The organism is Exiguobacterium sp. HVEsp1 (assembly GCF_002009685.1).
Taxonomy (GTDB): Bacteria; Bacillota; Bacilli; order Exiguobacteriales; family Exiguobacteriaceae; genus Exiguobacterium; species Exiguobacterium profundum.
On sequence record NZ_KV917367.1, the window covers coordinates 928,559 to 947,654 of the forward strand.

At 49.2% G+C, this 19,096-nt stretch carries 14 protein-coding genes and 1 other annotated feature; of the genes, 13 read left to right on the plus strand and 1 reads right to left on the minus strand.

What is annotated here, in order from left to right:
* Nucleotides 1-125 precede the first annotated feature (125 nt).
* The 12 genes from clpX (at nt 126) to BV910_RS15050 (ending at nt 15,550) form a co-directional block, all read left to right on the plus strand.
* Entirely contained in the window at nt 126-1,394 is a 1,269-nt protein-coding gene (gene clpX, locus BV910_RS04830) for an ATP-dependent protease ATP-binding subunit ClpX (RefSeq protein WP_015881113.1), read from the plus strand.
* Nucleotides 1,395-1,466: 72 nt separating this feature from the next.
* Complete coding sequence (lon, locus tag BV910_RS04835; protein ID WP_078146533.1) at nt 1,467-3,767, plus strand: endopeptidase La; 2,301 nt, start codon at nt 1,467-1,469, stop codon at nt 3,765-3,767.
* Entirely contained in the window at nt 3,768-4,361 is a 594-nt protein-coding gene (gene yihA / locus BV910_RS04840) for a ribosome biogenesis GTP-binding protein YihA/YsxC (protein ID WP_078146534.1), read from the plus strand.
* Between the two features lie 110 nt (nt 4,362-4,471).
* Nucleotides 4,472-5,641, plus strand: a complete 1,170-nt coding sequence (locus tag BV910_RS04845; protein ID WP_078146535.1) for an AI-2E family transporter — start codon at nt 4,472-4,474, stop codon at nt 5,639-5,641.
* A gap of 185 nt (nt 5,642-5,826) precedes the next feature.
* The gene (gene hemA / locus BV910_RS04850; protein ID WP_074037529.1) at nt 5,827-7,173 is read left to right on the plus strand and encodes a glutamyl-tRNA reductase; all 1,347 of its coding nucleotides are present in this window, start codon (nt 5,827-5,829) and stop codon (nt 7,171-7,173) included.
* 52 nt (nt 7,174-7,225) lie between these two features.
* The gene (gene hemC, locus BV910_RS04855) at nt 7,226-8,143 is read left to right on the plus strand and encodes a hydroxymethylbilane synthase (protein ID WP_078146536.1); all 918 of its coding nucleotides are present in this window, start codon (nt 7,226-7,228) and stop codon (nt 8,141-8,143) included.
* A 25-nt stretch (nt 8,144-8,168) separates the two neighbouring features.
* Nucleotides 8,169-8,801: a uroporphyrinogen-III synthase gene (locus BV910_RS04860; protein WP_078146537.1), complete on the plus strand. Its 633-nt coding sequence runs from the start codon at nt 8,169-8,171 to the stop codon at nt 8,799-8,801.
* Nucleotides 8,798-9,778: a porphobilinogen synthase gene (gene hemB, locus BV910_RS04865; RefSeq protein WP_078146538.1), complete on the plus strand. Its 981-nt coding sequence runs from the start codon at nt 8,798-8,800 to the stop codon at nt 9,776-9,778. The genes BV910_RS04860 and hemB overlap by 4 nt, the downstream gene beginning before the upstream one ends.
* A complete protein-coding gene (gene hemL, locus BV910_RS04870) occupies nt 9,775-11,079 on the plus strand; it encodes a glutamate-1-semialdehyde 2,1-aminomutase (protein ID WP_031421390.1) in 1,305 nt (434 codons plus the stop codon). Before hemB ends, hemL begins: the two co-directional genes overlap by 4 nt.
* A 47-nt stretch (nt 11,080-11,126) precedes the next feature.
* Nucleotides 11,127-11,348 (plus strand) — a binding site (T-box leader).
* 58 nt (nt 11,349-11,406) lie between these two features.
* Nucleotides 11,407-14,058 carry a valine--tRNA ligase gene (locus BV910_RS04875; protein WP_078146539.1) on the plus strand — a complete coding sequence of 884 codons (2,652 nt, stop codon included), beginning with the start codon at nt 11,407-11,409 and terminating at the stop codon, nt 14,056-14,058.
* A 92-nt stretch (nt 14,059-14,150) separates the two neighbouring features.
* Nucleotides 14,151-14,906 (plus strand): hypothetical protein, encoded by a 756-nt coding sequence (locus tag BV910_RS04880; protein ID WP_078146540.1) that lies wholly within the window; start codon nt 14,151-14,153, stop codon nt 14,904-14,906.
* 449 nt (nt 14,907-15,355) lie between these two features.
* Nucleotides 15,356-15,550: a DUF5388 domain-containing protein gene (locus BV910_RS15050; RefSeq protein ID WP_168169889.1), complete on the plus strand. Its 195-nt coding sequence runs from the start codon at nt 15,356-15,358 to the stop codon at nt 15,548-15,550.
* A gap of 113 nt (nt 15,551-15,663) precedes the next feature.
* On the opposite strand, the gene BV910_RS04885 is transcribed toward BV910_RS15050, so the two are convergent.
* Nucleotides 15,664-16,818 (minus strand): ISL3 family transposase, encoded by a 1,155-nt coding sequence (locus BV910_RS04885; RefSeq protein WP_078146541.1) that lies wholly within the window; start codon nt 16,816-16,818, stop codon nt 15,664-15,666.
* Nucleotides 16,819-17,020: 202 nt separating this feature from the next.
* Between BV910_RS04885 and BV910_RS14690 the strand changes: the two genes are divergently transcribed.
* The gene (locus tag BV910_RS14690; RefSeq protein WP_143404753.1) at nt 17,021-17,827 is read left to right on the plus strand and encodes a hypothetical protein; all 807 of its coding nucleotides are present in this window, start codon (nt 17,021-17,023) and stop codon (nt 17,825-17,827) included.
* Nucleotides 17,828-19,096 lie beyond the last annotated feature (1,269 nt).

The window sequence follows — 19,096 nt, forward strand, 5'->3', positions numbered from 1 at the left end:
TGTTCATGCTACAATTATTTCAACGCAGAGATGTAAAATGTCTTTTCGCGGTGCATCGCACCAGAAAATTCAAATCGCGATTTATCGCACTTACATCCATTTTCACCACAGAAGGGGTGTATCGAATGTTCAAATTTAACGAGGAAAAGGGGCAACTCAAGTGCTCGTTTTGCGGAAAATCGCAAGAACAAGTTCGTAAGTTAGTCGCTGGACCAGGTGTATACATTTGCGATGAGTGTATCGAACTTTGTAATGAAATCGTTGAGGAAGAGCTCGGTGTAGAGGAAGAAGTCGAATTTAAAGACATTCCAAAACCACAAGAGATTCGTAACATCCTAGACGATTATGTCATTGGTCAAGACCGCGCCAAACGTGCGCTTTCAGTTGCTGTCTATAACCACTATAAACGGATCAACGCCGGTGGCCGTTCGGATGATGTCGAACTTGCGAAGTCGAACATCGTCATGATCGGACCAACGGGTAGCGGAAAAACGCTTCTCGCTCAGACGATGGCTCGCGTCTTGAACGTCCCATTCGCAATCGCGGATGCGACGAGCTTGACGGAAGCAGGTTACGTCGGAGAAGACGTAGAGAATATCTTGCTTAAATTGATTCAATCGGCTGACTATGATGTCGAGAAGGCTGAAAAAGGGATCATCTACATCGATGAAATCGATAAGATTGCCCGTAAGTCTGAAAACCCATCGATTACGCGTGATGTATCCGGTGAAGGCGTTCAGCAGGCGCTCCTTAAAATTCTTGAAGGCACGACAGCAAGCGTACCGCCACAAGGTGGACGGAAGCATCCGCATCAAGAATTTATCCAAATCGACACAACAAACATTCTCTTCATTGTCGGTGGCGCATTCGCCGGCATCGAATCGGTCGTCAAACGCCGAATCGGGAAGAAAGTCATCGGTTTCGGAAACGACCAAGAGAATCGCGAGTTGACGCAAGAGGACTTGCTCGCCCGCGCACTCCCTGAAGACCTTCAAAAATTCGGCTTGATTCCTGAGTTCATCGGACGTTTGCCAGTCATGGCGACGCTCACGACACTCGATGAAGAAGCGCTCGTTGAAATCTTGACGAAGCCGAAAAATGCTCTCGTCCGTCAGTACGAGAAAATGCTCGAGCTTGACGATGTCGAATTGACGTTCACAGACGAAGCATTGATCGAAATCGCCAAACTTGCAATCAAACGTAAGACTGGCGCGCGCGGTCTCCGCTCGATTATCGAAGAAATGATGCTCGATGTGATGTTCACTGTCCCATCGCGTGACGATATCGAGAAAGTCATCATCACGGATGAAACGATTACGGGTCTTGCCGGTCCGAAATACGTCCTTCGTGACGGTACTGTCGAACAGACAGGGGACAACAAAGAGACAGCATAATTCTTTAACGAAGAAGGCTCAAACACTCGGCACATCCGAGTTTTGGGCCTTTTTGCACAGGAGGCGTTGTATATGGAAAAATTACCAATCCTTCCTTTGCGAGGAGTCGTCGTATATCCGCTCATCGGTGTGACCATCGATGTCGGACGCCCGTTATCCCTTCGGGCGCTCCTTGCCGCAAAGGAGCATGAAACAGATTTGATTGTCGTGACGCAGAAAGAAACAGGGAACGAGTCACCGGAACCGGAAGACTTATACACGGTTGGAACGCGTGTCCACATCGCGAAGATGAGTGAACTGTCGAACGAGACGATTCGAGTTCGGATTGTCGGGAAAGAGCGTGTCCGTGTCGACTCGGTCGAATCGACAGATGAAGGATGGTTCGCCAATATCGAGCCAGTCGAACTCGCAGAAGGGGAAGAGGTCGAACGAACGGCACTCGTCCGTCTATTGAAAGAACAGTTCGGAAAACTCGTCGCAAATATTAAGGGTATGTCGCCAGATGAGCGTCGCCGTTTCGAGATGTATGAGCGACTTGAATCGCTCACGGACTATATCACATCAAAACTCGATGTCGACGTCGAACTTCGCCAAGCGATGCTTGAAGAAGCAGATGCCGTCAAGCGAGGACTTGAATTGCTTGAAATCATTGCACACGAGGTCGAAGTAATTGAGCTCGAGCAAGAGATGCGCGAGCGGACGAAGAAGTCGATTGAGCAGTCGCAGCGCGAGTATTACTTACGGGAACAGATGAAGACGATTCAACAAGAACTCGGTGACCAGACGCAAGAGTCAGAACCGAACCGCCTCCGTGAGAAGTTAGAGGCGCTCGACTTGCCAGAGACGACACGGAAGAACGTCATGCGTGAAGCGGAACGATTGAACGTTGTGCCGCAGACGTCTCCAGAGTATGCGGTCATCCGTAACTACCTCGACTGGGTCACCTCTCTTCCGTGGGGCATTGAGACGGAAGATAAGCTTGACGTGAAACATGCGGCAGACGTCCTCGACGATGATCATTACGGCTTAGAATCGGTAAAAGACCGTATCCTCGAGTATTTGGCCGTCCGCCAGTTGACGAACTCGCTTCGTGGACCAATCCTCTGTCTCGCCGGGCCTCCAGGGGTCGGGAAGACGTCTCTCGCCCGCTCGATCGCCTCGGCACTCGAACGTCATTTCGTTCGTGTCTCGCTCGGTGGGGTACGTGATGAGGCGGAAATCCGTGGGCACCGTCGTACGTATATCGGTGCGATGCCAGGACGAATCATCCGTGGGTTGAAGCAAGCGGAAAGCAAAAACCCGGTCTTCTTGCTCGATGAGATCGACAAGATGGCTTCTGACTTCAGAGGGGACCCGGCGTCGGCGATGCTAGAAGTGCTCGACCCGGAGCAAAACGTCTCCTTCTCGGACCACTACATCGAAGAACCGTTCGATTTGTCGAACGTTCTCTTTATCGCAACTGCGAACGATGTCTCACAAATCCCAGCACCGCTTCTGGACCGGATGGAACTGATTCAAATCGGTGGGTACACGGAGCTTGAGAAAGTAGAGATCGCGAAGCGCCATTTGGTACCGAAACAATTGACAGAGCACGGATTGAAGAAGAGTCAGTTGACGATTAAAGAAGATGCGCTCTATGAAGTCGTCCGTCGTTACACACGTGAAGCCGGCGTCAGGAACTTAGAACGCGTCATCGGATCACTCTGCCGAAAAGCCGCGAAACAAATCGCCATCGGGGAGAAGAAACGGGTCACGATTTCGAAAAAGGCAATCATCACGTATCTCGGGAAGCCGAAGTATCGCTACGGAAAAGGGGAGACCGAGGACTCCATCGGTGCGGTGACAGGCCTTGCCTACACGGCGTTTGGTGGCGACACGCTCACAATCGAAGTGGCGCTCGCTCCAGGGAAAGGCAAACTTCAGTTGACGGGTAAACTCGGTGATGTGATGCAGGAGTCGGCACAAACAGCATATAGCTATGTCCGTGCAAACGCAGAGCGGTTCGGGATTGACCCGGCGTTCTATGAGCGACAAGACATTCACATTCACGTGCCAGAGGGTGCCGTGCCAAAAGACGGACCGTCGGCCGGCATCACGATCGCGACAGCCTTGATTTCCGCATTGACCGGGAAGAAAGTCCATCGCGACGTCGGGATGACAGGTGAGATCACACTCCGTGGACGTGTCTTGCCGATCGGCGGATTGAAAGAAAAAGCGCTCGCTGCTCATCGGGCCGGGTTGACGACCATCGTCATTCCGAAAGATAATGAGCGAGACATCGATGACATTCAAGAGACGGTTCGTGAGAAATTGACGTTCGTTCCCGTGACGACACTCGATGAAGTACTAGATGTAGCATTTGGAGGAAATTAAATGAAGATCAACAAAGCAGAGTTCGTGACGAGTGCCGTCGCGCCAGACCATTACCCGGTCCATGACTTGCCGGAAGTGGCACTTGCCGGGCGGTCGAACGTCGGGAAATCGTCGTTCATCAATAAGATTTGCCAACGGAAGGCGCTCGCACGGACGTCTTCGAAACCAGGGAAGACACAGACCCTTAACTTCTTCAACATCAATGATGAGATCATGTTCGTTGACGTTCCGGGATACGGATATGCGAAAGTATCGAAGACGGAACGTGAGAAGTGGGGCGTCATGATGGAACAGTATTTGACGAGTCAAGAGGCGCTTCGCGGCGTCGTCTTACTCGTCGATATCCGTCATGATCCGACGGGTGACGATGTGACGATGTACAACTTTTTGAAACATTATGAGATTCCGGTCATCGTTGTGGCGACGAAACTCGATAAAATCAAGAAGAGTCAGCGTCAAAAACATGAGGCGGCGGTGAAACGCAAGCTTCAATTCGATCCATCTGACCGTTTTGTCGCCTTCTCAGCCGAGACGGCAGAAGGAAAAGACGAGGCATGGAAAGCGATTTACGCACTCATCACTGAAGGCGAATAAGGAGAAGGCGAAGGGATTCCTTCGCCTTTTTGTTTTTGTCAGCCCGCAAGCGGGTAATTATCGTATAATCATAGTTAGTACATAGTCATCATTGTAAACGAGGTGGAGAAATGCAACGCATGTTTGAAAACAAATGGTATCGCGCCCTCTTTTGGACGCTGACCATCTTTTTAGTCATTTGGGTCGGGACACAGATCTCATTCGTGTTTGAACCGATTCAAGTCATCTTGGCACTCGTCACGGTTCCGCTTATTGTGGCCGGACTCTTCTTTTATTTTCTGGTCGGGATTGTCGATTTCTTAGAGAAACGCTTAAAAGGGAAGAGAACGCTAGCTGTAGCCATCACACTGATCGGACTCGTGCTTATTTTTACACTTGTCTTCAGTATTCTCGGACCGGTTTTAGGCGAACAAATCACGTCGCTCGTCAACTCTATGCCGAGTATCGCAAAAGAACTTCAGAAACAGGCGTTCGCTGTCCGTGACACGTTGCTACAAAATGAGTTCTTTGCACGCTTCATGGCAGAAAATGACGAGATGTTCCGTAACTTGACGACGAACATCACGTCGTACTTAGGTGATTTGTTCGGAAATATCGCCTCGTCATTTGGGCAAGTCGTTGGTTTCGTGACGTCAGCGGTTATCACGATTGTCGTCATCCCGTTCATGCTCCTTTACATGTTACTCGACGGGAAACGTTTACCAGACGCTATCGTCAAACTCTTACCCTCGAGCTATGAGAAAGAGACGCGTCACATCTTGCATGACATGCACGAGACGGTGCGGAGCTACGTCAACGCTCAGTTGCTCGTCGCATTCTTCGTTGGAATCACGTCACTGATCGGTCTATGGATCGTCGGTGTAGATTATGCCATCTTGCTCGCACTCTTCATGATGGTAACAAATATCATCCCTTACGTTGGACCGTTCCTAGGGGCTGCACCGGCAGTGGTCGTGGCATTCATTCAAGATCCAATCAAGGTATTATGGGTCATCGTTGTCATCATCGTCGTGCAACAGATTGAGTCGAACGTCATCTCGCCACTCATTCAAGGGAAGTCGTTAAAAGTACACCCGCTCACGATCATCATCGTCTTGCTCGTAGCCGGGAATTTGGCTGGTATCATCGGAATGCTCATCGCTGTACCGTTTTATGCGGTCGCCAAAACGGTTGTCCAGAATATCGTTCGCATCTATAAATTACGAGAACGAGAACATTATTTGGACAAAGAGGAACCTGAGAGTTCGATCATCACGGACCCGAACTCTCCAAATCCATAAGAAGAAAGGGTAGGAATGGAGTTTCGCCATTTCTACTTCTTTTTGTCACAAAAAGTTCTTATTTTATTTTAGGAAAATCAAACAGAAGATTATAGTTACCAGATAAGAACTGTTATAATGTACGGTAGAGATTGAAATAAAGAAGAGATAACCGTCGGTGGATTTTAGATGAGGGGAAGAGATACATGCATATTGTCGTCGTTGGACTAAATAACAAGACAGCCCCTGTCGCGATTCGGGAGCAGTTCTCGTTTGGGGAGCAAGAAATCGTGGATGCGATGATTGCACTTCGCGAAGAGAAGAGCATTTTCGAGTCGGTTATTTTGTCTACGTGTAACCGGACAGAGCTGTACGTCGTGACAGATCAACTCCATACTGGACGTTATTACACGAAACGTTTCTTGGCGAACTGGTTCAACTTAGAGATGGAGCAGTTCACACCATACTTGTCGATTCGAGAAGGGGAAGAGGCGATTCGCCACTTGTTCCGTGTCACGTCGGGCCTCGACTCGATGATCATCGGGGAAACACAAATTTTAGGTCAAGTGAAGACGAGTTTCTTCCGTGCCCAGGAGCATGGAACGACAGGAACGGTCTTCAACAAATTATTCAAAGAAGCGGTTACACTCGCCAAGCGCGCCCATACGGACACGCAAATTGGGGAAATGTCTGTATCGGTCAGTTCGGCTGCCGTGACGCTCGCACAAGAGATGTATCAACAGCTTGAAGACAAACAAGTCGTCGTCGTCGGAGCCGGTGAGACGGGTGAATTGACGACACTCAACTTATTTGAAGCTGGTGCGAAACAAATCGCTGTCTTCAACCGGACGGAGAGCAAAGCAAAAGCTGTAGCGGATAAGTTCAAAGGCCGTGCCCATTCGATTCGTGAGATCGCATGTGGATTACTTGATGCAGATATTTTGATTAGTTCGACCGGGGCGAAGGATGCCGTCATTGGATACGACGATGTAGCGGCTGCGCAGTTGCTGCGCCGCGAACGTCCGCTTCTTCTCATTGACATCGCTGTGCCGCGAGATATCGATCCAGCGGTCGCGACACTTCCGGGTGTGCATTTGTTCGATGTCGATGATTTGAATGGAATCGTAAACAAAAATCTTGAAGCGCGTCTCGTCGAGGCTGAAAAGATTGAAATGAAAATCGATGAAGCGATTCAAGAGTTCCAAACATGGCTCATCACGCTTGGTGTCGTGCCAATCATGAACGAGTTGCGTGCTCGTGCCCTTGATATTCAAGAAGATACGATGACGAGTCTTGAGCGTAAGCTCGACCATTTGTCAGCACGAGACAAGAAAGTCATCGGGAAGCACATGAAGTCGATCATCAATCAAATGCTTCGTGACCCGATTGACTACATTAAAGATGCAGCGGCTCAACCGGACGCGAACGTTCGAATCGCTCAATTCATCGAGACGTTCGGACTTGATGTCGAGTTGCCGGAACAACCTGTAGACGAAGTGGAAGAAACAGATGCCACTTCTGCCAAAGCACCACTTCGCGCATTGATGCGCTAACAAGACAAAAAGGCGACGCGTGTCGCCTTTTTCTATGAAGGAGAGATTGAACATGCGGAAAATCATTGTCGGCTCACGCCGTTCCCAACTCGCCATGACTCAAACAAAATGGGTCATCGAGCAGTTGAAGCAAGCTGGAGCAAAGAACGAGTTCGAGATTAAAGAAATCGTGACGAAAGGTGACCAAATCGTCGACGTGCAATTGTCGAAAGTCGGTGGGAAAGGGTTGTTCGTCAAAGAGATTCAACAACAGATGCTCGATGGGGACATCGATTTCGCCGTACACAGCATGAAAGACGTTCCGGCCGAACTACCAGAAGAACTCTATATTAGCTGCATGCCGAAACGTGTCGATGCGCGTGACGTCCTCATCTGTGAGAACGGCTACACGTTCGAGACGCTTCCAAAAGGTTCGATTGTCGGAACGAGCTCACTCCGTCGTGGTGCTCAAATTTTGGCAGCCCGTCCTGACCTTGAGATTCAATGGATTCGTGGAAACATCGACACGCGTCTGAAGAAGTTAGACTCCGAGAACTACAATGCCATCTTGCTCGCGAAAGCCGGACTTGAACGGATGGGGTGGACAGATCGTGTCGACTTCGAAGCGCTTGACCCGGACGTCATGGTACCTGCTGTCGGACAAGGCGTACTCGCCATCGAGAGCCGCAAGGACGACGCAGAAGTGACGGCAGTGCTTCAATTGTTGCATGATGAAGTGACAGCGAAAGCGGCTACAGCAGAGCGCACCTTCTTAAAAGCGATCGAAGGAAGTTGTCACGTACCGGTCGGCGGTTATGCGACGGTCGACGGTGACGACGTGACACTGACAGGTCTCATCGCGTCAGTGGACGGGAAAGAAGTGCTTCGCGTGACGAAGACGTCAACGGACGGAATCGCACTCGGAATGGACGTCGCAGAAGAATTGCTCGGTCGTGGCGGGCGTGAAATCCTCGCCTCGGTCAATGAGTGACGTTTGGTACACGGGAACGAAACGAATGACCGCTTCGCAACGGGCACGGCTCGAGGCGAGCGGTCTTTCCGTTCATCATGTCCCGCTCATTCAGACGAGAGAGACGTATACACCGCCACCCGTGGAACGATTCGATTGGCTCGTCGTCACGAGTCAAAACGCGGTGCAAGCCCTTCGGAATCTGACGCGTGACGTCAAGGTCGCCGCTGTCGGGGAGAAGACGAAGCGGGCGCTTGAAGCGGAGGGCTTTACCGTCTCGCTCATGCCGGAGACGTATACGGGTGAGGCGCTTTTTGAGCAGTTATCTGACGTTGTTTCGACCGATGATGTCGTCTTGTTTGCACGTGGCAATTTGGCGAACACGTCCCATATGTCGATGCTGCCTTGCGTGTATGACTGGGTCGTCTATGAGACGATTCCAATCCGATTGACCTCGGACCAACAACAACAACTCGAGACGGTGAAGGCGTTACTCGTCTTGAGTCCGTCGGCCGTCGATGCGCTCACACCATACTTGTCCCACTTCAACGGGACGTGGTACGCCATTGGCGAAGTGACCGAACGCGCTGTCCGACAAGTGTCGACGTTACCGGTACGAGTGCCAGAATGTTATACTATGGATGCATTAATACAGTGTGTAGGGGAGGATTTTTCATGAACCAGTTTGACCGTCACCGTCGTCTTCGCTCATCGAAGTCGATGCGTGCCCTCGTACGTGAAAATCATGTTCGAAAAGAAGATTTGATTTACCCGCTCTTCATCATTGAAGGGACTAACATTAAACGTGAAGTCAGCTCGATGCCTGGCGTCTTCAATTATTCACTTGACCGACTCGAAGAAGAGATTAAAGAAATCGTCGACCTCGGTCTCCAATCTGTGCTCTTGTTCGGTGTGCCGGAACATAAAGACCCAGAAGGCAGTGAAGCGTATCATGACCACGGCATCGTCCAAGAAGCGATTCGTAAAGTGAAAGAGTGGGCGCCACAGCTCACGGTCATCGCCGATACGTGCCTTTGTGAGTACACGTCGACAGGTCATTGTGGTCTCGTGAAAGATGGGGACGTCGATAACGACGCATCACTTCCACTTCACGTCCAGACAGCCATTACGCAAGCACAAGCGGGTGCCGATATCATCGCACCGAGTTCGATGATGGACGGATTCGTCACAGCTATCCGCGAAGGTCTCGACCAGAACGGATTTAGCCACATTCCAATCATGAGCTACGGTGTCAAATATGCATCAGCCTATTACGGACCGTTCCGTGACGCAGCCCAATCGGCTCCTGGAGAAGGCGACCGTAAAGGGTATCAGATGGACCCGGCGAACCGTCGTGAGGCGTTCCGTGAGTCACAATCGGACGTGGAACAAGGTGCCGACTTCATGATCATCAAACCGGCTCTCGCGTTCATGGACATCATCCGTGACATGCGCGACTCACTCGATATGCCGATTGTGGCATATAACGTGAGCGGAGAGTATGCGATGATCAAAGCCGCGTCACTCAACGACTGGGTCGACGAAGAACGCATCGTCATGGAGACAATGGTCGGATTCAAACGTGCCGGTGCCGATCTCATCGTCACGTATTTCGCAAAAGACGTCTGTCGCTATTTGGAAGGAGACTACGCATGACATACAATCAAACGCGCTCACAAGAAGCGTTCGAACAAGCCCGTCCTCTCATGCCAGGCGGTGTCAACAGCCCGGTCCGTGCCTACAAATCGGTCGGGATGACGCCAATCTTCGCCGAACGCGGTGAAGGCTCACGCGTCTATGACATCGACGGCAACGAATATATCGATTACGTCCTCTCATGGGGACCACTCATCCTCGGTCACCGCGACCCGGTCGTCACGAAAGCGATCCAAGAACAAGCTGAAAAAGGCTGGACGTTCGGGACACCGACCGAGCTTGAGACGAAGATGGCAGAACTCGTCATCGATCGTGTCCCATCGATCGAGATGGTCCGTATGGTCAACTCAGGAACGGAAGCGACGATGGCGGCACTTCGCCTCGCACGCGGCTACACAGGGAAGACGAAGATTTTGAAGTTCGAAGGATGCTATCACGGACACGGGGACTCGCTTCTCATCAAAGCCGGGTCTGGTGTCGCGACGCTCGGTCTCCCGGACTCTCCAGGCGTACCGAAAGAACTCGCAAGCCATACGCTCACGGTTCCGTACAATGACTTGGACGCAGTCCGCGTCGCCTTTGAGAAATACGGAGACGACCTCGCTGGTGTCATCGTCGAACCGGCCGCAGGAAACATGGGCTTCGTGCCACCACAACCAGGATTCCTCGAAGGACTCCGCGAGATCACGGAACAAAACGGCGCGCTTCTCATCTTTGATGAGGTCATGACGGGCTTCCGTGTCGGGTACAACTGTGCACAAGGGTACTTCGGTGTCACACCGGACCTCACATGTCTCGGGAAAGTCATCGGCGGCGGACTTCCGGTCGGCGCTTACGGTGGGAAACGTGAAATCATGGAACAGATTGCACCACAAGGTCCAATCTATCAAGCTGGGACGCTCTCGGGTAACCCACTTGCGATGATTGCCGGTTACACGACACTCTCGCAACTCAAACCGGAGCACTACGCCGAGTTCGAGCGTAAAGCAGACCGTCTCGCGGAAGGCTTCACGCAAGCAGGCGAGAAATACAACATCCCACACGACACGAACCGCGCTGGCTCGATGTTCGGTTTCTTCTTCACGAACGAGAAAGTGACGAACTTCGAGAAAGCGAAGTCGGCAAACCTCGAGATGTTCCGCTCGTACTATCAGAAGATGGCGGCGCGCGGCGTCTTCTTGCCACCGTCACAGTTCGAAGGATTGTTCCTCTCGACGGCTCATACGGACGAGGATATCGAGAAGACGATCGCAGCGGTCGAGGCGACGTTCAAGGAGCTTCAAGAAGAGTTTTCACTCTAATCTTGACTGCTGACGTTTCTGTCGCTACAATTATTTAACAGATATGATGAATTGCATTGATGAGGAGTAGTACGCATCCTCCATTCCTTTTAGAGACGCGACCGCTTGGTGAAAGGTTGCGAGGGATGGACGCGGAAGTCGCCTCGGAGCTGACTTTCTGAATGGAGTAGGAAAGTTCGGTCCATCGACCGTTATTCGATTTTGAGGGCGCCATTTTTTGGCGAACTAAGGTGGTACCGCGGAAGATCACGGCTTCTTTCGTCCTTAGCGTATAGGACGAGAGAAGCCGTTTTTGTGTTCACCAATAAGATAGAGGAGGCGCTACACATGGCCCATGAGACAAATGAAATCACCATGCCGACGAAGTACGACCCAAGTGCGACGGAGTCAAAATGGTACGACTACTGGTTAGAGAACGATGTATTTAAAGCAGACGAGGACGATTCGAAACAACCGTACACGATTGTCATCCCACCACCGAACGTTACCGGGAAACTTCACCTCGGTCACGCCTGGGATACGACGCTCCAAGATTTATTGACACGCCTCAAGCGTATGCAAGGCTATGACGTGCTCTGGCTCCCAGGGATGGACCACGCCGGGATTGCGACACAAGCGAAAGTCGAGCAAAAGCTCCGTGAAGAAGGCGTCATGCGTTACGACCTCGGACGTGAGAAGTTCCTCGAAAAGACGTGGGAATGGAAAGACGAGTATGCGAAGACGATTCGCGACCAATGGTCAAAACTTGGTCTCGGTCTCGACTACTCGCGTGAACGCTTCACACTCGACGAAGGGCTCTCAAAAGCCGTTCAAGAAGTATTCGTCCGTCTTTACGAAAATGGCTTGATTTACCGTGGCGAATACATCGTCAACTGGGACCCGGCTCAAAAGACGGCCGTTTCAGATATCGAGGTCATCTATCAAGAAGTCGAGGGTGCGTTCTATCACATGAAGTATCCCCTCGCTGACGGTTCAGGTCATATCGAAATCGCGACGACACGTCCCGAAACGATGCTTGGTGATACGGCGGTTGCCGTGAACCCGAAAGATGAGCGTTACACACACCTCATCGGCAAGACGATCATGCTTCCAATCATGAACCGTGAAATCCCGATCGTTGCCGACAACTATGTCGACATGGAGTTCGGTACAGGTTGCGTGAAGATCACGCCAGCACACGACCCGAACGACTTTGAAATCGGAAACCGCCACGAGCTTCCACGCATCCTCGTCATGGATGAAGGCGGGAAGATGAACGAGAACGCAGGCAAGTACGAAGGGCTCGACCGCTTCGAATGCCGCAAGCAACTCGTGAAAGACCTTGAGGCGGACGGCACACTCGTGAAGATTGAGCCGCACACGCACTCGGTTGGTCACTCAGAGCGTTCAGGCGCAGTCATCGAGCCATACCTTTCGAAACAATGGTTTGTTGACATGGAGCCACTCGCGAAAGCGGCACTCGAGGCACAAGGAAACGACGACACGAAAGTCAACTTCGTCCCAGAACGCTTCGAAGGCACGTACCTCCGTTGGATGGAGAACATCCGCGACTGGTGTATCAGTCGTCAACTTTGGTGGGGCCACCGCATCCCGGCTTGGTACCATAACGAGACAGGAGAAGTGTATGTAGGGAAAGAAGCGCCAGCGGACAGTGAGAACTGGACACAAGACGAAGACGTCCTCGACACATGGTTCTCGTCAGCACTTTGGCCGTTCTCAACAATGGGCTGGCCGGATGCGGACGCACCGGACTTCAACCGTTACTTCCCGACGAGCGCGCTCGTTACAGGATACGACATCATCTTCTTCTGGGTATCACGGATGATCTTCCAATCACTCGAGTTCACAGGGAAGCAACCGTTTAATGATGTCCTCATCCACGGTCTCATCCGTGACTCGGAAGGACGCAAGATGTCGAAATCTCTCGGTAATGGTGTTGACCCGATGGAAGTCATCGACCAATACGGAGCGGATTCACTCCGTTGGTTCCTCCTCACAGGTTCGACACCAGGGAACGACCTTCGTTTCTATTGGGAGAAGATCGAGTCGACATGGAACTTCGCGAACAAGATTTGGAACGCAAGCCGTTTCGCACTCATGAACATGGATGGTCTTAAAGTCGAAGACATCGACCTCACAGGTGAGAAGACGCTTGCTGACAAGTGGATCTTGACGCGCTTGAACGACACAATCGACCAAGTGACACGCCTCGTCGACAAGTACGAGTTCGGTGAAGCCGGTCGTTACTTGTACAACTTCATTTGGGAAGAGTTCTGTAACTGGTACATCGAGATGGCGAAACTCACGTTGTACGGTGAGGACGAAGCAGCGAAGCACACGACCCGTTCGGTCCTCGCACATACGCTCGATTCGATCATGCGTCTCATGCATCCGTTCATGCCGTTCCTTACAGAAGAAATTTGGCAACACTTGCCGCACGAAGGCGATTCAATCGTTCGTGCAAGCTACCCGACGCGTCGTGACGACCTTCACTTCGCCGATTCGGTTCCAGCGTTTGAAGCTGTGATGAACGTCATCCGCTCGGTTCGTAACATCCGTGCCGAAGTGAACGCACCGATGTCTAAACCGATTCAGCTCTTCATCTCGACGAGCGACGATGCGACACAAGGTTACTTGAGCGCGAATGAAATGACGATCGGCAAGTTCACGAATGCGACAGAGCTTGAAATCGGACGTGGCCTCACGGCTCCGGACAAGTCGATGTCCGCGATCATGACGGGAGCGGAGCTCTTCATCCCGCTCGCAGACCTCATCAACTTCGAAGAAGAAATCGCCCGTCTTGAAAAAGAAGTGGCGAAGTATGAAAAAGAAGTCGAGCGCGTGCAGAAGAAACTCGGAAACCAAGGTTTCATCGCCAAGGCACCGGCTCACGTCATCGACGAAGAGAAAGCAAAAGAAAAAGACTACCTCGACAAGCGTGACGCGGTCCGCGCCCGTTTGGAAGAGTTGCGTAAGTAAGACACACCTTCTTTGGAGATTGATTCTCTGAAGAAGGTTTTTTTGTGTTTTGGTAGAATTTGAAGAGATAGACGTAGAAAAGGGGATATGAGATGAGACGAATCGGAATAGTATGTGTTCTTATGTTGGGACTGGCTGGATGTACACCGTCAGAAGAGACGAAGGCTGTGGAGAAGGCGGGTGTGGAAGAGGTAGAACAGGAGGGAGTGATCGATGAATCGCAATTCCCCGACGTAGACGTGACGGGGACGACGATTGCCGAAGTACAACCAGGCACGGAACGGGTCTCAGACGCGGTCGTGGAACAAATCACCCTTCAATATGAAGATGGCTCGACAAGACACTTGTCGAAGGATCACATTATAACGGAGACGATGGTCGGGGGGATCGGTTTAGTTGCGATGACCGTCCCTGACCGTGAGAACCCGTTTGGCGTATTCATTCATGATGAAAGAAATGGATGGGCGCAGCGTGGCATGCAACGTTTTGGGATTCCGGAGACATCATCAGCGTTCGCTCACGGATTAGATCTTCCTAATAAAGAGATGGAGGCCATCAGCGCTGATTATTCAGGTAGCGATTGGCCGGTGAAGCTTTGGACGTTATATGATGAGACACGCCTCATCAGTATCATTGCGACGGATTCTTTCACTGAAGTAGAAGGGGAGATGTCGGAACAGCCAGAACCGTATGTATTGGAGCAATCATACGGGAACGGTTTATACTATTTAACCCAAGGCAAACTGATTATCGTGACAGGAAATATCTCGGAAGAAGAGTTGTTGGCACTCGCTGATTCGTTACCGGAGCCTTCGTCTGTATCGTTTCCTTTTCGGGATTCAGAATAATATTAAGACCCGAGCGTCAAGAGCGACGTTCGGGTCGTTTGTTGAAAAGCCACAAGGCGATGACTCCAATCGTCAATAGCATTGAAATCTAAGTGTAGAGCGGGGTCGTAAAACCGATTCGAAACAGGTGGACGATATATGTAAAATATAGAACTCCAACCACTGACGAAAGTATGTTATAGAAGAATTTCATACCTCGTCTTCCTCACTCCAAAACGGCAATCGACCTGTTGACATATAGTGAGAAGACGTGAAGAGCGTACTGATTGCCACACCGGTCAAATGTGGCTAAATTGGTTGACCGACTAAAGTTAGATAAAGATACCCTAAAGGTGAAGCGCCTCAATAAAAATATAAGGCTGAGGTATCGGAATATCAAACAGTGGGATCGAAAACCACGTCTCAGAAAGTAAACCTCAAATAAACGGGTAGCTAAGAACTCGGTCAATATAGGATCAAGCACTGTTCGTGTTTCAAACCTTACAAAAAATAAATTATCAGCGTTAGTGACGATGGGCAAAGCAGATTCAGCAGATGCGATCATTTCAACGATGATTGACGAGTATCTTGAATTACTCTCTTCAAATGAAAGGAAAGAATACGAGATGATTCGAGATGTTTTGATGATGAAGCAAAAGAAATAGAAAGAGTGAGCAATGTGTATTTTGACATTGCTCACTCTTTCTATTATTTTTAAAAAAAAGTAAATTTACGTTGAAATAATATTGGCTCATCACCATAACTCGTGGTTGCTATTTTAACGACCGATTTCTAGATACAACCTTAAAAAGAACCGTTCAAGGTTTCGATAGCCATAACCACGGCGTTTGATGAGCTTGATCTTGTTGTTCGTTCCTTCCATCTTTCCGTTCGATAGACTGGACACGATCGTTCGACGCATCGCTTCCTCTCGGTTCTGGATCGATTTCGCGATCTTCGCCAGAGGCCCGCAAGGATGGGACTGATAACGATCCAACCAATCGGTCAGTCGACGTTTCGCTTGTCCATGGCACGTGGCCTTCAGCACATATCGGATATGTTGAAGTCCTTGATAGAGGTCCCGGGTGAACGGATCTTCCCGAAGGCAAGAATCGGCGACCTCCCGGTCTTCGGGGGACAGCGTCTCCGGACGACAGGCGAGAGCACGGTCAATCACACGGACATGATGGTGACGTCTCGCCTCGTTCAAAAAACGACGCCGGCGGCGAAGGGCGTCCGTGAAGAACTGGATGAGATGGAAACGATCCAGCACATGTTTCGCATCCGGGAAGACATGTGCGACGGCCTTCGCCATCGCCGGTGCAAAGTCACTGACGACAGAACGGATGTCTCCGGCTATGCCTTGGAGTGCAGCCGTGATGGCCGTGACGTCCCTTCCCGGGACAATGGACAGGAGCCGACCACTCTCGGCATCGAGGGCGATTGTCGCATAGTGATGTCCTTTTCGTGTGGCGAACTCGTCGATGAGGACGTCTGTCGTATGCTTCTCTGTCTCTACTGAGGCGTACCGATAAAACCATCGTTCCACCGTCGTGTAAGGTAATCCGTATTCACGCGCTACATCTGAGATCGTCCTACCATGGCAACGTTCTGCGATGCCTTTCCGGAACACCTCGGTGGAGGTGCGGACGAGCCCGAGACCGTAGTCATACACGAACGTCAAATCACAAGAGAGGCATCTTTGACGTGGGACATCCAGCTCGATCCAGAGTATACCGACGTTCCATGCGTGACCGTGTCGGAAGCGACGTCGCCTTTTCGAATGCAGGACTGTCTTTCTCTGGCAAAGCGGGCAAGGGATGTCGTGTCGATCCGAGATGACCGGGAAAACGTTCGGTTCTTCGTCTGAAGACATCTGAATCTGAAAAAGGTCTGGAAGTGGAAGAAGTAATTTGATAAACTGTTGGGACAAAGCGAAAACTCCAATCGTGGTTTGTCTAAGCAACAATTACGATACCGGGGTTTTCGCTTTTTTTCTATGTTCAATTCAAAATCTGATGGATTTTATGCGTCAACCACACCTTATGGTGATGAGCCATAATATTGTCTATTAATCCTTTTTTTGGTACATTGTCCTTTGTTGGATAATATTAAATATCTTTAGGGAGAACGTTTTGAAAAAATCATTTCTAGGCAAAGTATCATTGGTTACAGCTGTAGTATTCGTTTTAAGCTCAATCCCAACACAGGATAGCAAAGCACAAGAGCAAGAAAATCAATTTACATTAGATAATGTCTTGGTTTCTACTTCTGCACTCCATTCATTCGAAGAAGTAGAGCTGAGTGAAGAAGTTTTATCAGATGATTTTGATTTAGAAGAGGCTGTAGAAAATATTCCATCTGTTGATGAAATGAGTCCAGAGCAAAGACAGTTGTTTGATGCTTTAATAGAAGAACAAATTACTATATATGGATTTGATAACATGGAGGAAGATAAGGCCTTTGCTGAAGTATTAACTGACTTCTTTGATAAGAGTTCTGGCATTTACAATGACTTACCTGTAGCCCAAGAACAATTAGAAGAAAATATTGAGGAAATTCAGAATGAAGAGGAAAAAGAGTTTGTAATAAAAGATACAATTATTGATGCATTTAGCACTCAAGAAGCAAACGCATTTCAAGCAAGAGTTAGTGTTAAATTTGCAGCAGCTACTTTTAATACGCTCTTTGGTATAGCTGTGGGAGGGGTAGCTGGAGGCGTATCCCAATTTATTATCAAGAAGGGAAAAAAAGAAGCACAACGAATATTTACTAAAACAGTGGTAAGTAGGTTGAAAGCTTGGGGAGCACCGAAATTAGCAGTCGCGGTAGGAGCAGGGTCAGCATGGGCGATGAACTATATGGATTTAGGTACTGGATTAGCTAAGTGGATTGATGCTAGAGATAGTAAGCCTAAAAATGACTATATTGAATTGAAATAATATTAAAGGAATGGTAGTTAGTGAAAACGTTTGTTAAATATTTAGTTATTATCGTCTTATCAATAGTGTTGTTATATATATATAATGAAATCGTGCCGAAAAACTTACTTACTTTTATTTTAGGTCTCCCAATCTTTATAGGAATTATCGTTTGGATTGGGAGTCTTTTTGACAAAAATAAAAAAGAGGAATAATTAGAATCAAGTGCACCAAAAACTATTTATCAACTTTTAAAAAATTCTGACACATCATGAATTTCTCCTCATTAAGTAGATAGAGCAATAAATAAAAATTAGACTAAACGGCTTGAGTCCTGTATTTAACAGAACTTAAGTCGTTTAGTTGTTTCTAGAGACGATCTGTTTGTATATGTAAGTCGTGATGGCTGGTGTGGGTTCGTTACAAACCTGGAACTAAAGCACATAGTATATTGCGAATTTCAGGGTACCTCAAAACCGACGATCTTTATAGGTCCTCGAACCAGCTCCTGTACATAGCCCAGCAATTGCTGGGGTCATCGTCCGGAAGACGAACCCAGTGTGTTGGATTCTCAGAAGCCGTAGGCGACAATCGAATCGTCATACTCTCACCAAGATACCAGGTCCATATTAGAACTCCATGACGTAAATACACCATTTCTCATTCAGTCGTGAGAGGCTAAATTCTCGGTTTATCAGGTTCTTGGTCAGTGCTACGGGAACGACTTTTTGTAACACTTTCGCTTCTGATGGATGACTGAAGAAATCTCAAGGAACCATATGAAACGATAGATACGCTTCTTATTGAATGCGTTAGTCCATATTGGTATCGTCCTATGGTTGACTGTCATGATAATTCGTCGATAGTCGTAGGTTCTGTTCACCTGTGCAATCTCACAAAGGATCGCGATCAAGATTGTGTTGCTTGTCGACAACCTCTCGTTGATCAGTTCCTATTCTTGCTTCGTCCTTGCTGAATGTTCAGAGCCACATTGATCTAACTAAGTAATTTTTTGAAAACGGTACATAAGTATACAAATCTACATGTATACATTGCTCCTTATGAGCTTAAACCCGAAAAAAGCTGTTGTTAAAGCGGTTTCTTTTATGAAAAACATAGGATTATGAAGATCTTTACAGTAAGAAAAACGGCATGAAAAATCTGGTAACCTGGCCGTTATCAGATTCCAATCATCTAACTTAGTAGTCAGACTATGTATTTAACAACTCTTCATCTTAAACCAGCTATTATGAATCGATTTGCAGAAACAGAGAAACCCGAACGTCGAGA

Coding starts and splice junctions, on each gene's coding strand:
- yihA (WP_078146534.1), top strand. CDS start 3,768: ATGAAGATCAACAAAGCAGAGTTCGTGACGAGTGCCGTCGCGCCAGAC.
- BV910_RS04845 (WP_078146535.1), top strand. CDS start 4,472: ATGCAACGCATGTTTGAAAACAAATGGTATCGCGCCCTCTTTTGGACG.
- hemB (WP_078146538.1), top strand. CDS start 8,798: ATGAACCAGTTTGACCGTCACCGTCGTCTTCGCTCATCGAAGTCGATG.
- hemL (WP_031421390.1), top strand. CDS start 9,775: ATGACATACAATCAAACGCGCTCACAAGAAGCGTTCGAACAAGCCCGT.
- BV910_RS04880 (WP_078146540.1), top strand. CDS start 14,151: ATGAGACGAATCGGAATAGTATGTGTTCTTATGTTGGGACTGGCTGGA.
- lon (WP_078146533.1), top strand. CDS start 1,467: ATGGAAAAATTACCAATCCTTCCTTTGCGAGGAGTCGTCGTATATCCG.
- clpX (WP_015881113.1), top strand. CDS start 126: ATGTTCAAATTTAACGAGGAAAAGGGGCAACTCAAGTGCTCGTTTTGC.
- hemC (WP_078146536.1), top strand. CDS start 7,226: ATGCGGAAAATCATTGTCGGCTCACGCCGTTCCCAACTCGCCATGACT.
- hemA (WP_074037529.1), top strand. CDS start 5,827: ATGCATATTGTCGTCGTTGGACTAAATAACAAGACAGCCCCTGTCGCG.
- BV910_RS04860 (WP_078146537.1), top strand. CDS start 8,169: ATGACCGCTTCGCAACGGGCACGGCTCGAGGCGAGCGGTCTTTCCGTT.
- BV910_RS04875 (WP_078146539.1), top strand. CDS start 11,407: ATGGCCCATGAGACAAATGAAATCACCATGCCGACGAAGTACGACCCA.